Below are 15,063 nucleotides of genomic sequence, written 5' to 3'. Positions count from 1 at the left end.
GCCTCGCCCTCAGGTGCGGGCGCGGGCGCGCCGTGGATGGACCACCTCGGCGCCCGAGGCCTTCAGGTCCGCCCGGAGGTTCTTCGGCAGCGAGAAGAGGACGTCCTCGGTGGCCGTGCGGACCTCCTCGACGCCCGTGAAGCCGAGCTCCTTGAGCCGCTCGATGACCTCGCGGACCAGGATCTCCGGCACCGAGGCGCCCGAGCTGAGGCCCACGGTGGTGGCGCCGTCAAACCAGGCGGGGTCGATCTCGTCGGCCTTGTCCACCCGGTGGGCGGAGCCGGCGCCGGCGTCGAGCGCGACCTCGACGAGCCGCACGGAGTTGGAGGAGTTCGCCGACCCGACGACGATGACGACGTCCGCGTCCGGTGCCAGCTTCTTGACCGCGACCTGCCGGTTCTGGGTGGCGTAGCAGATGTCGTCGCTCGGCGGGTCCTGGAGGTTGGGGAACCGCTCGCGTAGCAGGCGCACGGTCTCCATCGTCTCGTCGACCGACAGCGTGGTCTGGGAGAGCCAGATGACCTTGTCCGGGTCCCGCACCTCGACCTGGTCGACCTCGTGCGGGCCGTTGACCACCTGGATGTGGTCCGGCGCCTCCCCGTGGGTGCCCTCGACCTCCTCGTGGCCGTCGTGGCCGATGAGCAGGATGTCGAAGTCGTCCCGGGCGAACCGGACGGCCTCCTTGTGGACCTTCGTCACGAGCGGGCAGGTCGCATCGATCGTGGCGAGCTTCCGGGCCTCGGCCTGCGCGTGCACGGCCGGGGAGACCCCGTGTGCGGAGAACACCACCCGCGCACCCTCGGGGACCTCGTCCGTCTCCGCGACGAACACGGCGCCCCGCTTGGACAGCGTCTCGACGACGAACTTGTTGTGCACGATCTCCTTGCGGACGTACACCGGCGCGCCGTACAGCTCCAGGGCCTTCTCGACCGCGTCCACCGCCCGGTCCACGCCGGCGCAGTAGCCGCGCGGGGTGGCCAGCAGGATCCGCTTGCCGTCCGGGGACGGGACCGACTCGACCGCGTCCGGGAAGGCGGAGGCGCCGGCCAGCGAGACGGGTGGTCCCATGTCCGGGTGCCCGTGCTGAGTCGTCGAGGTCACCCGGCCAGGGTACGTGCGGGGCCCGGAGCTGTGCGAGGAGACGTGTCGTGCGGCACATGCGTGGGACGATGCGGGCATGAGCCAGAACCTCCTCGAGCCCGACCCGATCCTCCTCCCCGCGGAGCTGGACAGCCCGGCGCGCACGGCCCTCGAGGCCGGCGAGGATGCTCGCGCCGTCGCCGCGCAGAACCCCGCGGCGTCGCGGCCGTGGGCCGTGCTGGCGGACGAGGCGCTGGGCGCCGGCGACGCCGTGGCCGCCTACGCGTTCGCCCGCACCGGCTACCACCGCGGGCTCGACGCCCTGCGCAGGTCGGGTTGGCGCGGTGCCGGGCCGGTTCCCGCCTCCCACGTGCCCAACCACGGCTTCCTCCGTGCCGTGCACGCGCTCGCCCGGGCCGCGGAGGCCATCGGCGAGGAGGAGGAGCACACCCGCTGCCTCGCCCTGCTGGACGACTCCGACCCGGCGTGGCGCGAAGGACTCGGCCTCACGTGACGGAAGCGCCCCGGCGGGTCGCCGACCGCGCCCTGGAGACGACGGCGGAGAACCCGTGGCCGCTGCGGCTGCTGTCGTCGAAGATGAGCCAGTACATCGACCGGATGCCCCCGGTGTGGGTCGAGGGCCAGATGGTCCAGCTCAACCGCCGCCCGGGCGCCGGACTGGCGTTCCTCACCCTCCGCGACACCGTCGCCGACATGTCGCTCACGGTGACCGTCCACCCCCGTGTCCTCGAGGCGTCGGCGGCGCCGCTCGCCGAGGGCGCCCACGTCGTCGTGCACGCGAAGCCGACGTTCTGGGCGAAGCGCGGCACGCTGCAGCTCGAGGCGGACCAGCTCCGCGCCGTCGGGGTCGGTGAGCTGCTCGCCCGGATCGAGCACCTCAAGCGGGTGCTGGCCGCGGAGGGTCTCTTCGACGCCGAGCGCAAGGTGGCGCTGCCGTTCCTGCCCGCGGTGGTCGGGCTGGTCTGTGGCCGGGAGTCCAAGGCCGAGCACGACGTCGTGGTCAACGCGCGGGCGCGCTGGCCCGGGCTGCGGTTCGAGATCCGTGAGGTGGCGGTGCAGGGCGGCCGCGCCGTCGAGGAGGTCAGCGCCGCGCTGGCCGAGCTCGATGCCGACCCGGCCGTCGAGGTCATCGTCGTCGCGCGCGGCGGCGGCGGGGTGGAGGACCTGCTGCCGTTCTCCAACGAGACGCTCGTGCGGGCGGCGGCGGACTGCCGGACGCCGCTCGTCTCGGCCATCGGCCACGAGACGGACACGCCCCTGTTCGACCTGGTCGCCGACTATCGCGCGTCGACGCCGACCGATGCCGCGCGCCGCATCGTGCCCGACGTCGCCGAGCAGCGGCGCGGCCTCACGCTCTCGCTGGAACGGGTCCGGCACGCGATCCGGTCACGGCTGCGCGTCGAGGAGGACCGGCTCGCCGCGTTGCGTTCCCGTCCCGTGCTGGCCGACCCGCACGCCCTGCTGGACCGCCGGTCCGAGGACGTCACGGCCGCCCTGACCGCAGCGCGACGGGCGTTCACCTGGCGACTCGAACGCGCGACGGGAGACCTCGACGGACACCGCGGGCGGCTGCGAGCCCTCTCCCCCGCCGCCACGCTGTCGCGCGGGTACGCGGTCCTGCGGACCCACGACGGCGAGGTGGTGCGCGCGCCGGACGACGTGGACGCGGGCGACCAGCTCGAGGCGATGCTGGCCGAGGGCCGCCTCGTCGTCGAGGTCCAAGGCACCCCGCCCCCCTGAGCGCGAGTCGTCAATCCTGTGACGAGTCGGCGAGCGGTGGAAGACTGGGGTGGGTGAGTCAGGACGTGAACGGCGACGTGTCGGAGCTGACGTACGAGCAGGCACGCGACGAGCTGATCGAGATCGTGCAGCGGCTGGAGACCGGCTCCACCTCCCTCGAGGACGCCCTGAGGCTGTGGGAGCGGGGCGAGGCGCTGGCCGCCCGGTGCCAGCAGTGGCTCGACGGCGCCCGGTCACGGCTGGACGCAGCACGCACCGGCAGCACCGACGCACCCGAGGCGCCCGACGGCGCCGCCGAGCGCGAGGCCGCGCTCGACGATGTCGCGGCCGCGCTCGACACCGAGGAGGACGAGGGCCGATGAGCAACATCACTCCCGAAGGACCCGCTCCCGCCGAGGGCGCCGAGCCGCAGCACGAGGCGGGCCAGGCGGTGGGCGGTACCGGCGACGTCACCGAGCGGTCCGAGCGCGCGCCGGCGGAGCAGGACCCGTTCCGGCCCGCGTCCGACCCCGAGCTGGACGAGGGCCCGAAGCCCCCCACCACCACCGCGTACGGCGACCCGGAGGAGCCCGGACCGGACTCCGCCCTGGTCATCGGCGAGGCGCTGGTGGACATCGTGGCCCGCGCCGGTGAGGAACCTGTGGAGCACCCGGGCGGCTCCCCTGCCAACGTCGCGCTGGGCCTCGCCCGCCTTGGCCGCGACGTCGAGCTCGTCACCTGGTTCGGCGTGGACGAGCGTGGGGCGCGGCTGCGCACCCACCTCGAGGGGGAGAACGTCCGTCTCTCGGCCGCGAGCGCCCGCGCGCCCCGCACCTCCACCGCCCGCGCGGATCTCGACGCCTCCGGGGCGGCGACCTACGTCTTCGACCTCGACTGGTCGCCGCCCGTGCAGGACCCGGACCGGCCCCCGCTCGTCGTGCACGCCGGCTCCATCGCCGCCGTGCTCGAGCCGGGCGCGGCCGCGGTGTCCGAGATGGTCGACCGGCACCGCAATGTCGCCACGGTCACCTACGACCCCAACGTGCGACCGCAGATCATGACCGACCACGGCGCGACGACCGACGCGGTCGAACGGCTCGTCGCCCGCACGGACCTCGTGAAGGTCTCCGACGAGGACCTGGCGTGGCTCTACCCGGAGGTCGACCCCCTGGAGTCCGCCCGCCGCTGGCTCGGCTCGGGCCCGGCCGTCGTGTGCGTGACGCGCGGTGGGGACGGCTGCTGGGCCGGGACCGTCGGCGGGCTGGAGACCAGGATCGAGTCACCGCGCGTCGAGGTCGCCGACACGGTCGGCGCGGGCGACTCGTTCATGGCAGCTCTCATCGACGGCCTGTGGTCCGCGGGCCTGCTGGGTGCCGCTCGCCGTGCCGACCTGCGCACGATCGCCGAGCCGGTGCTGCGCCGGGTCCTCGAGCACGCCGCGCGCGTCGCCGCGATCACCGTCACCCGCGCCGGAGCGAATCCTCCGACGCGCACCGAGCTCACGCTCGGCTGAGGACGCTGCTCGGCCCGCCGAGCACGCGGAGCGGAGGTCAGGCCTCCGCGGCGGCCGGGGACTCCTCCCGCTCGGCCCGGCGCCGCGCCCGCTCGAGGGCGCGACGGCGCTGCTCGCGCGCCTGGTCCTCGAGCTCGGCCGCCCGGTCGGCGTCCCGCGTGAGGTTCTCCCCCGAGCCGGGGTCGAACACATAGAGCGCGGACCGGTCGAAGGACAGCTCTGCCGCGTCCCCCTCCCGGACGGTCGACAGCGCGTCCAGCGCGATGACGAGCTGGCTGCGCATCCCCTCGCCGTCGAGCTCGCGGTCGAGCTCGTCGAGCTGCTCCTTGACCGACTCGTGCGTCTCGAACGGGACATAGGCGTACAGCACCTCGCCCATCCACTCGGTGACGTCGACGTCGGCCTCGAAGCTCACCTCGCCGTCGCCGCCGGGGGCGCCGGTCTCGGCGAACGCGTCCGGACGGATCCCGACGATGACGAGGTCCAGGTCGCCGACGGCGTCGCGCAGCCGGTCGTCGAGCGGCACGTCGACCATGGGCAGCTTGAGCGTGTCCCCGCTGACCTCGCCGGGGACGAAGTTCATCGGCGGGGAGCCGATGAACCCGGCCACGAAGAGGTTGACCGGCTGGTCGTACAGCCCGCGCGGGCTGGCGACCTGCTGCAGCTCGCCCTTCTTCAGCACAGCCACCCGGTCACCGAGGGTCATCGCCTCGATCTGGTCGTGCGTGACGTAGACGGTGGTGGTCCCCAGGGCTCGCTGGAGGCGAGCGATCTCGGTGCGCATCTGCCCGCGCAGCTTGGCGTCCAGGTTGGACAACGGCTCGTCGAAGAGGAACGCCCGGGCCTCCCGCACGATCGCCCGGCCCATCGCCACCCGCTGACGCTGGCCACCGGAGAGGTTCGCCGGCTTGCGCTCGAGGTGGTCGGTCAGCTCCAGCAGGCCGGCGGCGCGGCGCACCTTGGCATCGATGTCCTGCTCGGAGAGCGCGCCGCGCTGCAGGCGCAGCGGGAAGGCGATGTTCTCGTAGACCGTCAGGTGCGGGTAGAGCGCGTAGTTCTGGAACACCATGGCAAGGTCGCGGTCCCGGGGCGCGAGGTCGTTGACCACGTTGTCGCCGATCCGCAGCTCGCCGTCGGTGATGTCCTCCAGCCCGACGATCATCCGCAGCAGCGTGGACTTCCCGCAGCCGGACGGCCCGACGAGGATGACGAACTCGCCGTCGGCGATGTCCAGGTCCACGCCCTTCACGGCGGTGAAGCCGTCGGGGTAGGTCTTGACGATCTTCTCGAGGGTGATCGAGGCCATGGGGACTCCCTGTGGTGCGGGTGGTGGGTCAGCCCTTGACGGCGCCCTGGGTCAGGCCGGAGACGATCCGGCGTTGGAAGAGCAGGACGATGATGACGACGGGCACGGTGACCACGACGGCGGCGGCCGAGATGGCGCCGGTCGGCTCCTCGAACTGCGAGGCGCCGGTGAAGAAGGCGAGCGCGGCCGGCACGGGCCGGGCGGCCGACGTCGAGGTCAGCGAGATCCCGTAGACGAAGTCGTTCCAGGCGATGAAGAAGGCGATGATCGCCGTCGTGAAGACACCCGGGGCGGCGAGCGGGACGACGGCCTTGCGGAACGCCTGCCAGGTGGTCGCACCGTCGACCTGAGCGGCCTGCTCCAGCTCCCACGGGATCTGCCGGAAGAACGCCGCCAGGGTCCAGATCGAGATCGGCAGGGTCAGCGACAGGTACGGGATGATGAGCCCGAGCCAGGTGTCGTACAGGCCGATGGAGCGCCACAGGTTGAACAGCGGCGTCACGACCGAGATCACCGGGAAGACGGACACCGCGAGCGCCGTGGTGAGAATGAGGCGCTTCCCCGTGAAGTCCAGCCGCGCGATCGCGTAGGCCGCGAAGGTGGACAGCACCACGGCGACGAACGTCGCGATGAGCGTGATCCCGATGGAGTTGCGCAGCGCTGGCAGGAAGAGGTCCTGCGCGCTGCCGCCCGGCGCGAGGATCGCCGCGTAGTTCTCCCACGTCCACTCCGGCGGCAGGAACGTGCCCTCGAACAGGCCGTCCTGGGTCTTGAAGGAGGTCATCACGATGGACGCCACGGGCAGCAGCGACCAGACCAGCACCGCCACGGTGATGGCCGCCCAGGCCAGCTTCTGCCTCCCGGTCAGGGCACCCATGTCACTCCCCCCTCGCGCTGGCCAGGTCCACCTTGAACCCCTTGATGGCGATGAAGCTGATGAGCAGGACGCACGCGAACAGCAGCACGGAGATGGTGGACCCGAGCCCGATCTCGAGGCGGCTGATCGAGGTGTCGTACGCCAGCAGCGAGAGCACCCGGGTGTCGTTGGCGCCGCCGGTCATGATGAACACGTTGTCGAAGATGCGGAACGCCTCGAGCGCCCGGAACAGCACGGCGACCATGATCGCGGCCTTCATGTTCGGCAGGATCACCCGCCGCAGGACCTGCCACGGGGTGGCGCCGTCGACCTTGGCGGCCTCCTCCAGGTCACCGGGCACCTGCGCCAGGCCGGAGAGCAGCAGCAGGGAGATGAACGGCGTGGTCTTCCACACCTCGGACGCGATGATGACGAACAGCGACGGGCCCTGCGAGGCGAACCAGTTCAGGTCCTCGGTGATGCCCGGGAGCCAGCTGAACCAGCTGTTGACGTAGCCGCCGGAGTTGATGTCGAAGGCGTAGAACCAGGCGAACGCGGAGACCACCGTGATGATGCCGTACGGCACGAGGATCGCCGTCCGGAGCCAGCCGCGCAGCCGCTGGATCGCCCGGTGCATGACCATGGCGAGCGCGAAGCCGAGGACCAGCTCGATGGCCACGGTGACCACGGTGATGAGGACCGTCACCCACAGCGACTGCCAGAACACCGGATCCGAGAGGACCACGGCGTAGTTGCCCAGCCCGACGAGCTCGCGGTCGTCCGGCGCGGTGAGCCGGTAGTTGAACAGCGAGTCGTACATCGCCTGCAGGATCGGGTACAGGGTGACGGCGAGCATGACGACGAACGCCGGGCCGGCCAGCATCCAGCCGAGCCGCTGCTCCGAGCGGGTACGGGCCGAGCTGCGGCCTGCTGGGGTCTTCGTGGGCCGGTCGCTGACCGGCGGCATGGCCTGGGTGCTCACAGCAGACGCTCCCCCCGCAGCACGGCCGTGATGAGGTCCGTGGCCTGTCTCGGGCTGTTCTCACCGACGGCGGCCGGCGGGTACCACGTCTCCTGCAGCCCCAGCGACACCTCGTTGTAGCGAGGCGTCTGGGGGCGGGGCACCGCCTGGTCCAGCGACTGACGGATGGTGTCCGCCATCGGGAACTGCTCCTGCACCTCCGGCGCGTCGTACGCCTCCTCGGACGAGGGCGGGTTGCCGTTGCTGACGAAGTACCAGGACTGGTTCTCCGGCTGGACGATGCAGGAGACCGCGTCGTACGCGAGGTCCGTGTGCTCGCTGAAGGCGCCGACGCCGAGGTTGATGCCACCGACCGGCGGAGCGGCCTCGGTGCCCTCGTCCACCTGCGGGTAGATGGCCCACCCGATGTCGTCCACCACCTCGGGGTTCGCGTCGTTGATCGCCGGCCAGACGAACGGCCAGTTGACCATGAAGGACCCCTGGTCACCCTGGAACAGGTTCATCGAGGCGTTCTCGTCCGCCGTGGGCAGGCCCGGGCCGCCGAGCCGCTCCTGGCCGATGCGGCCGATGATCTCGGCCGCGGCCCGGCCGGCGTCGCTGTCCAGCCCGAGCTGGATCTCGTCTGCCGGGGCGTCCGGGTTCGTGATGATCTCTCCACCGCCGGAGGCGACGAGGGCGTTGATCCACACGGTCAGGGACTCCGCGTTGATGCCCTGCACGCCCAGCAGCTTCTCCTCCTGCGCCGCGGCGTCCATGACCTGGTTCCAGGTCACCGGCCCGCTCATGTCGAGCCCGGCCGCCTCCGCGACGGACTTGCGGTACCAGAGCAGCTGGGTGTTCGCCCAGAACGGGACGGTGACCAGCTCGTCCTCCCACGTGGCGCTGTCCACGGCGCCCTGGACGATCCCGTCGGTGCGCTGCAGGTCCTCGGGGACCGGGGCGAGGAACCCCGGCTCGGCGAGCTCCGGGATGTACGGCGGGTCGAGGCTCATGATGTCGATCGACGAGTCCCCGGCGGCGAGGCGTCGCGCGAGCTGCTCACGTTGGGACGCCGCGTCCCGCGGCAGGAGAGAGGTCTCGATGCGGTAGGCCCCGTCGGCCTCCTCGGTGCACCGCTGCGCCAGCTCTGCCTGCCCGCCGTCGTCCGGGTTGATGTACCAGGTCAGCACCGGCGGGCCGGAGTCCGCGGCGCACGCCGCGAGGCTCGCGCTCACCGCGACGGCGAGGGCCGTCGCGACCATCCGTCGTCGCACATCTCCCCCAGACATCGACTCACCCCGCGACGCCGCGGGTGGCACCAATTAACACCTGTTTGCGGATTCTCGCATCCCCCTTGCCGGCGGGCACGCGCCCGATCTGCGGTGACGCGGCACGGACGAGCACCCCGAGTGCCGCGACGTGGTGCCAGGATGAGCACGTGGACCCCGTACCCCCGACTCCCGGCACACACGTCCCGCCCACCCCCGCCGAGGCCTGGCGGCAGCTGCGCGAGGGGAACGCGCGGTTCGTCGCGGACGCCATGACGCACCCGTCCCAGGGCGCCGACCGACGCGCCGAGGTCGCCGCCGAGCAGCACCCGTCGGCGGTCCTGCTGGGCTGCTCGGACTCGCGCGTGGCGGCCGAGATCATCTTCGACCAGGGGCTCGGCGACCTCTTCGTGGTGCGCACGGCCGGGCACGTCCTCGACGCGTCAGTCATCGGTTCCGTCGAGTACGGCGTCGGGATTCTCGGGGCGCCGCTCGTCGTGGTCCTCGGGCACGACCGGTGCGGCGCCGTGGCCGCCGCCACCGACGCGCTGCTCACCGGCACGATGCCCACCGGGTTCGTCCGGACGGTCGTGGACCGGGTCATCCCCTCGCTGCTCACGCGCCCGCAGCTGGGCGACCCCGGGATCGCGCCGGGCGCGGACGGCAGCCGGTCCCGGCACCTCTCCCTGCCCGACGAGCACACCCTGCGGCGCAACCACGTCCGCGCCACGGTGCAGATGCTGAGGGACTACTCGGGGGTGGTGGCCGAGGCGGTGGCCGCCGGCAGGTGCGCCGTCGTCGGCGTCGAGTACACCCTCGCCGACGGCACCGCGCACCTGGTGGACCACCTCGGCGACGTCGGCGAGCAGCGCGACGCCTGACCGGCCCGCCTCAGGCGATCACCAGGTAGCCGGCCGAGATGACCGTCAGCACGACCACCAGCCGGTCGAACACGGCGAAGTCGAGGCGCTTGGCGATCGCCCGCCCCACCACCGCGCCGAGCACGACCCCGGGGAGCAGGAGCAGGTCGAGCCGGAGCGTGCCGGCGTCGATCAGGCCCAGTGAGACCGAGAACGGGGTCTTGGCGACGTTCACGGCGAAGAAGAACCATGCCGCGGTGCCGAGGAACCGGTCGACCGACGTGGTGGTGGCCAGGAAGTACAGCGACATGACCGGCCCGGCGGCGTTGGCCACCATGGTGGTGAAGCCACCCAGCGCGCCGTAGCCGAGGGTGGCGCCGCGCCGCGGCCGGTGTGGGCGCGGAGGATGCTCGGCGGGCTGCTCCGAAGGGGTCAGGGACTCCCGGGCACGCTTCCGTCGCTCGATCCAGCGGCGGACCAGGGTCAGGCCGATGAGCGCCAGGAGCATGGCGCCGATGGTCCGGCGGACACCGGAGTCGTCCGCGATCGCCATGAACACCGCGCCGGCCACCACGCCGAGCAGGACCGGGGGGACGAGCCGCCGCAGCAGGCGCAGATCGGCGTGCGAGCGGTAGATGGCCAGCGCGAACAGGTCACCGACGATCAGCAGCAGGAGCAGCGCGCCGGTCGATTCCCGGGCCGGCAGCGCCGCCGCGAAGAGCGCGACGGCGAGGGTGCCGGCACCCGGCAGCGCGGTCTTGGCGATCCCCACCAGCAGCGCCCCCGCGAGGAGGAGACCCCACGCGGGGACGCTGAGCTCGGGCACAGCCCGAGCATCGCACTCTCGGAAGAGCCGGTGCGCGCCCGTTCAGCCGGTGGTCAGTCGGTGCCCTCGAGCAGCTCCGTGACCAGCGCCGAGACGGCGGAGCGCTCGGAACGGGTCAGCGTCACGTGCGCGAACAGCTCCTTGCCCTTCAGCGCCTCGACGACGGCCGCGACGCCGTCGTGCCGGCCCACCCGGAGATTGTCGCGCTGGGCGACGTCGTGGGTCAGCACGACCTTCGAGTTCTGCCCGATGCGGGACAGGACCGTCAGGAGGACGTTGCGCTCGAGCGACTGGCCCTCGTCCACGATCACCCAGGCGTCGTGGAGCGAGCGGCCGCGGATGTGGGTCAGCGGCAGGACCTCGAGCATGCCACGACCCAGCACCTCGTCCAGCACCTCCGGCGCGACGACGGAGCCGAGCGTGTCGTAGACCGCCTCGGCCCACGGGTTCATCTTCTCGCTCTGGTCGCCCGGCAGGTACCCCAGCTCCTGCCCGCCGACGGCGTACAGGGGCCGGAACACGATGACCTTCCGGTGCTCCCGACGCTCCATCACCGCCTCGAGCCCGGCGCACAGCGCCAGCGCGGACTTGCCGGTGCCGGCGCTGCCGCCGAGGGAGACGATCCCGAGGTCCGGGTTGGTGAGGTGGTCGATCGCGATGCGCTGCTCGGCGCTGCGGCCCCGCAGGCCGAACACCTCCCGGTCGCCGCGCACGAGCTGGACCGTGCCGTCGGCGGCCACCCGGCCGAGCGCGGAGCCGCGGGGGGCGTGCAGCACCGTCCCGGTGTTGACCGGTGCGGTGGCGAGCGTGCCCGGCGTGGCGAGGTCGGCGACGGTCACGTGGCCGCTGTCCCACATGGCAGCCATCTCGGACTCGGTGAGCTCCGCAGTCGTCATGCCGGTGTAGCCGGAGTCGACGACCTGCTGCGCGCGGTACTCCTCGGCGTGCAGGCCGACCGCGGAGGCCTTGACCCGCATCGGCAGGTCCTTCGAGACGACGGTGACGTCGTTGCCCTCCGCGGCGAGGTTGGCGGCCACGGCGAGGATGCGGGTGTCGTTGTCGCCCAGCCGCAGCCCGGTGGGCAGCACCTGGTCGCTGGAGTGGTTGAGCTCGACCCGGACGGTCCCGCCGTCCTGCCCCACCGGGACCGGTTCGTCGAGCTTGCCGTGGCGGACCCGGAGGTCGTCGAGGAGCCGCAGGGCGCTGCGGGCGAAGTAGCCGAGCTCGCTGTGGTGCCGCTTGCCCTCGAGCTCGGTGATGACGACCACCGGCAGGACGACGTCGTGCTCGGCGAACCGGAGCATCGCTCTCGGGTCCGACAGGAGCACGGAGGTGTCCAGCACGTAGGTGCGCAGCGCCGTGCCCGTCGGCTCGGCGACGCCCATGACCGAGGCGACGGAGGTGCCGCCGTCGACGGTGGGGACGTCGGTGCTCTGGGGCGCGCTGGTGGTGCGGTCAGTGCTCACGAAGGCTCCCTTCGGCGCACGGGGCGCCGACTCGCTGCGCCTGCCGGCCGCGCACGACGCGCGGCTGCCCGGGCACGGTGGTGGGGGCGGTGGTCCGGCCCTGGCAGGGGCCGGAGGCCCCTCCCTCCGCAGCGGGCTGCTGCATGGGCTGACCTCCCGGAGGACGACGGGTGTGCCGTCCATCACACTCGACGCTACGACGCGCTCGGCACCGCATGACCGCGACACGCCCGGTGCAGGGACGAATGACACCGGACGGTCGAGGGCTCGCAACACGTTGTTCACACGGGCCCCTTCCGCAACGTTGGCTCGGGCTGCGGAACGGGCGGGGTGTGGCGCGCCGGAGGCGGTCCGTTCAGCGGCCGAGGCGGCGCTCGCGCTGGGCGTAGTCGCGCAGGGCGCGCAGGAAGTCGACCCGCCGGAAGTCCGGCCAGTACGCCTCGCAGAAGTAGTACTCGCTGTGCACGGACTGCCACAGCAGGAATCCGCCGATGCGCTGCTCGCCGGAGGTGCGGATGACCAGGTCGGGATCGGGCTGGCCCTTGGTGTAGAGGTGGTCGGCGATGTCGGTGACGGTCAGCGACTCCGCCACCGACTCCAGGGACTCCCCCGCGCCGGCGCGCTCGCGGAGGAGCGAGCGGACCGCGTCGGCGATCTCATCCCGCCCGCCGTAGCCGATCGCCACGTTGACCTGCATGCCGGTGACGTCCGCGGTGCCGGACTCGGCCGCCCGCAGGCGCTGCGCCATCCAGTCCGGCAGCAGGTCGAGCGACCCGACGACCTTGAGCCGCCAGCGACGCCGCCGGGCGAGCGTCTCGACCGCGGTCGCGATGATGTCGAGCAGGTCGCCGACCTCGTCCGGGTCGCGGTGGAGGTTGTCGGTGGAGAGCATCCAGAGCGTGACGACCTCGACGCCGACCTCCTCGGACCACTCGAGGAGCTCGGTGATCTTGTCGGCGCCGCGGCGGTGGCCGTGCGCCGCCGGCATCCCGACCGCCCGCGCCCACCTGCGGTTGCCGTCGAGCATGACGCCGACATGCCGGGGGACGCGGGCCTGGTCCAGGCCGGCGAGCAGCCGCCGCTCGTACAGCTGGTACAGCAGGTCCGGCTCGCGCATGCCACCCTTCCGATCACACCGTCGCGGCCCTGCCGGCCACGGCGCGGACGTTCCTCCGCCCTCGCTGGGGTGAGGCTACAGCGGCCGTCTGATCGCGGTGCGCAAGCGGCTCTACCTACGGTACCGTAGGTAGACGTCGTCGCCCGGGACGAGGGGCGGCGCATCCGGCGGAAAGCACTCCATGACCACAGCACGACCCGAGCGCGACGGCACGACCGCGGAGTCGTCGTTCACCGCGGCGGTCAAGCCGCTCCTGCGCGGCTGGATCCACCTGGGCACCACACCACTGGCGCTGGTCGCCGGCCTGGTCCTGGTGGCGCTGTCGCCCACCATGGCGGCGCGGATCTCCACCGCCGTCTTCGTGCTGAGCGCCGTCGTGCTGTTCGGCACCTCCGCCGTCTACCACCGCGGCAGCTGGTCACCGCGCCTGGCCGGAGCGCTGCGCCGCGCCGACCACTCGAACATCTTCCTGCTCATCGCCGGCACCTACACCCCGCTGTCGGTGCTGCTCCTGGACACCGCCACGGCGACGACGCTGCTGGTGGTCGTGTGGACCGGCGCCGCCCTGGGAATCGCGGCGCGGATCCTGTGGCTCGGTGCGCCCCGATGGGTCTACGTGCCGATCTACGTGGCGCTCGGGTGGGTCGCCGTCTGGTTCCTGCCCGCGTTCTGGCGCTCCGGGGGCCCGGCGGTCGTCTGGCTGGTCATGCTCGGCGGGCTGGCCTACACGCTCGGCGCGCTGGCCTACGGCACCAAGCGCCCGAACCCGAGCCCGCGGTGGTTCGGGTTCCACGAGATCTTCCACGTCGGGACCGTCGTCGGGTGGTCGTGCCACTACGCGGCGGTCTCGGTCGCCGCCTACACCGCCTGAGCCCTCGCTACGCTCGCCCCAGGTGGCGCGACGTCCGCGCGGCCGAGCCACGATGGGGGATCTGCGATGGGTAAGACGCGCGAGTGGTCGGCGCCGCCGGCCAAGCTGCTCCGGGTCGGCGACGGCTTCGACCTGGCCGCCCTGGACCGCGCGGCCACCCCCGGCTGGGCCGGGAAGAAGAAGGACGCCGCGGCGTTCCTCGACCGGCGTGCACCCCTGCTCTCGGAGCTGCAGGAACGGCTCTTCGCCCACGGCCGCGCCGGCGGCACGCGGGGGGTGCTGCTCGTGATCCAGGGCCTGGACACCGCCGGCAAGGGCGGGATCGTCCGCCACGTCCTGGGCATGGTCGACCCGCAGGGGGTCGCGCTGCGGGCCTTCGGCGTGCCGACGCCCCAGGAGCTGCGCCACCACTACCTGTGGCGCGTACGGCGCGCGCTCCCCCGGCCCGGACTCATCGGCGTCTTCGACCGTTCGCACTACGAGGACGTCCTCGTCCCGCGGGTGGAGGGCACGATCGACGACGAGGCCGTCTGGCCCCGCCGGTTCCGTGAGATCAACCGGTTCGAGGCGAGGATCGCGGAGGCGGGGACGAGCATCGTCAAGGTCGCCCTGATGCCGTCGTACGAGGAGCAGGGGCTGCGGCTCATGGAGCGCCTGGACCGCCCGGACAAGCACTGGAAGTTCAGTCCCGGCGACGTGGACACCCGCTCGCGGTGGGACGACTACCAGGCCGCCTACGCGGACCTGCTCGCGGCGACCAGCACCGACGCCGCACCGTGGTACGTGATCCCGGCCGATCGGAAGTGGTACACCCGGCTCGCCGTCACCGAGCTGCTGACCCAGGCGCTCGTTGACCTCGGCCTCGGCTGGCCCCGGCCCCGGTGGCGCGTGGCGACGCAGCGGCGGCGTCTGGCGGCGACGATGAGCGAGGCGACGCTTGCCGAGGCCAGGAGCGTCGCGGAGGAGAAGCTCGCCCAGTTCGAGGCCGACGAACGCGCCCACGCCGAGGCGGTGGCCCAGGTGGAGGGCAGGAAGTCCCCGGACGACGGCGGAGCAGAAGGCCCGAAGACAGGCAAGACGGGCAAGACCGGCAAGACGGCGAAGACGGGCAAGACGGCGAAGGCCCCGAAGCAGAAGAGCAGGAAGGCCGAGCAGCCGAAGCGGAAGGGCAAGAAGAAGCAGAAGAAGTAGGCGTCTGC

General features: G+C 72.5%; 15 protein-coding genes. 7 read left to right on the top strand and 8 right to left on the bottom strand.

The annotated features are described in order from the left end of the window. Positions 1-9: 9 nt before the first annotated feature. On the bottom strand, positions 10-1,068 hold the full coding sequence (locus ACFQQL_RS07455; protein ID WP_382393804.1) for a 4-hydroxy-3-methylbut-2-enyl diphosphate reductase: 1,059 nt from the start codon (positions 1,066-1,068) through the stop codon (positions 10-12). A 109-nt stretch (positions 1,069-1,177) separates the two neighbouring features. Here ACFQQL_RS07455 and ACFQQL_RS07450 point away from each other — a divergent pair, with 109 nt between their 5' ends. The 4 genes from ACFQQL_RS07450 to ACFQQL_RS07435 are packed head-to-tail and all read left to right on the top strand — an operon-like array spanning position 1,178 to position 4,333. Then, a complete protein-coding gene (locus ACFQQL_RS07450) occupies positions 1,178-1,594 on the top strand; it encodes a DUF3151 domain-containing protein (protein ID WP_382392805.1) in 417 nt (138 codons plus the stop codon). Further along, complete coding sequence (gene xseA, locus ACFQQL_RS07445) at positions 1,591-2,841, top strand: exodeoxyribonuclease VII large subunit (RefSeq protein ID WP_382392803.1); 1,251 nt, start codon at positions 1,591-1,593, stop codon at positions 2,839-2,841. Before ACFQQL_RS07450 ends, xseA begins: the two co-directional genes overlap by 4 nt. Positions 2,842-2,885: 44 nt before the next feature. After that, a complete protein-coding gene (locus ACFQQL_RS07440; protein ID WP_465254031.1) occupies positions 2,886-3,203 on the top strand; it encodes an exodeoxyribonuclease VII small subunit in 318 nt (105 codons plus the stop codon). Next, positions 3,200-4,333, top strand: a complete 1,134-nt coding sequence (locus tag ACFQQL_RS07435) for a carbohydrate kinase family protein (RefSeq protein WP_382392799.1) — start codon at positions 3,200-3,202, stop codon at positions 4,331-4,333. Before ACFQQL_RS07440 ends, ACFQQL_RS07435 begins: the two co-directional genes overlap by 4 nt. Before the next feature lie 37 nt (positions 4,334-4,370). On the opposite strand, the gene ACFQQL_RS07430 is transcribed toward ACFQQL_RS07435, so the two are convergent. From ACFQQL_RS07430 to ACFQQL_RS07415, 4 genes are read right to left on the bottom strand one after another with little or no spacing between them, the layout of a single operon-like run. Beyond that, the gene (locus ACFQQL_RS07430) at positions 4,371-5,639 is read right to left on the bottom strand and encodes an ABC transporter ATP-binding protein (RefSeq protein ID WP_382392797.1); all 1,269 of its coding nucleotides are present in this window, start codon (positions 5,637-5,639) and stop codon (positions 4,371-4,373) included. A gap of 28 nt (positions 5,640-5,667) precedes the next feature. Then, positions 5,668-6,516 carry a carbohydrate ABC transporter permease gene (locus ACFQQL_RS07425; RefSeq protein ID WP_382392795.1) on the bottom strand — a complete coding sequence of 283 codons (849 nt, stop codon included), beginning with the start codon at positions 6,514-6,516 and terminating at the stop codon, positions 5,668-5,670. Position 6,517: 1 nt separating this feature from the next. Then, positions 6,518-7,462 carry a carbohydrate ABC transporter permease gene (locus tag ACFQQL_RS07420; RefSeq protein WP_382393802.1) on the bottom strand — a complete coding sequence of 315 codons (945 nt, stop codon included), beginning with the start codon at positions 7,460-7,462 and terminating at the stop codon, positions 6,518-6,520. An 11-nt stretch (positions 7,463-7,473) separates the two neighbouring features. Then, positions 7,474-8,718 (bottom strand): extracellular solute-binding protein, encoded by a 1,245-nt coding sequence (locus ACFQQL_RS07415; protein WP_382392793.1) that lies wholly within the window; start codon positions 8,716-8,718, stop codon positions 7,474-7,476. Positions 8,719-8,894: 176 nt separating this feature from the next. Here ACFQQL_RS07415 and ACFQQL_RS07410 point away from each other — a divergent pair, with 176 nt between their 5' ends. Next, the gene (locus tag ACFQQL_RS07410) at positions 8,895-9,605 is read left to right on the top strand and encodes a carbonic anhydrase (protein ID WP_382392791.1); all 711 of its coding nucleotides are present in this window, start codon (positions 8,895-8,897) and stop codon (positions 9,603-9,605) included. Between the two features lie 10 nt (positions 9,606-9,615). Here ACFQQL_RS07410 and ACFQQL_RS07405 read toward each other — a convergent pair whose 3' ends face one another. From ACFQQL_RS07405 to ACFQQL_RS07395, 3 genes are all read right to left on the bottom strand, one after another. Continuing rightward, a complete protein-coding gene (locus tag ACFQQL_RS07405; RefSeq protein WP_382392789.1) occupies positions 9,616-10,410 on the bottom strand; it encodes a TSUP family transporter in 795 nt (264 codons plus the stop codon). A 53-nt stretch (positions 10,411-10,463) separates the two neighbouring features. Beyond that, complete coding sequence (locus tag ACFQQL_RS07400) at positions 10,464-11,795, bottom strand: PhoH family protein (protein WP_382393800.1); 1,332 nt, start codon at positions 11,793-11,795, stop codon at positions 10,464-10,466. Positions 11,796-12,231: 436 nt separating this feature from the next. After that, positions 12,232-12,993 carry an isoprenyl transferase gene (locus ACFQQL_RS07395; protein ID WP_382392787.1) on the bottom strand — a complete coding sequence of 254 codons (762 nt, stop codon included), beginning with the start codon at positions 12,991-12,993 and terminating at the stop codon, positions 12,232-12,234. A gap of 181 nt (positions 12,994-13,174) precedes the next feature. Here ACFQQL_RS07395 and trhA point away from each other — a divergent pair, with 181 nt between their 5' ends. Both trhA and ACFQQL_RS07385 read left to right on the top strand, forming a co-directional pair. Beyond that, on the top strand, positions 13,175-13,864 hold the full coding sequence (trhA, locus tag ACFQQL_RS07390) for a PAQR family membrane homeostasis protein TrhA (protein ID WP_382392785.1): 690 nt from the start codon (positions 13,175-13,177) through the stop codon (positions 13,862-13,864). 66 nt (positions 13,865-13,930) lie between these two features. After that, the gene (locus ACFQQL_RS07385) at positions 13,931-15,055 is read left to right on the top strand and encodes a PPK2 family polyphosphate kinase (protein ID WP_382392783.1); all 1,125 of its coding nucleotides are present in this window, start codon (positions 13,931-13,933) and stop codon (positions 15,053-15,055) included. Positions 15,056-15,063: the final 8 nt, after the last annotated feature.

The sequence above is a fragment of the Georgenia alba genome, assembly GCF_042665525.1.
In the GTDB taxonomy this organism is placed as follows: Bacteria; Actinomycetota; Actinomycetes; order Actinomycetales; family Actinomycetaceae; genus Allobogoriella; species Allobogoriella alba.
The sequence above is the reverse complement of the archived record's forward strand: the minus strand, read 5'-3'. Positions and strand labels throughout refer to the sequence as shown.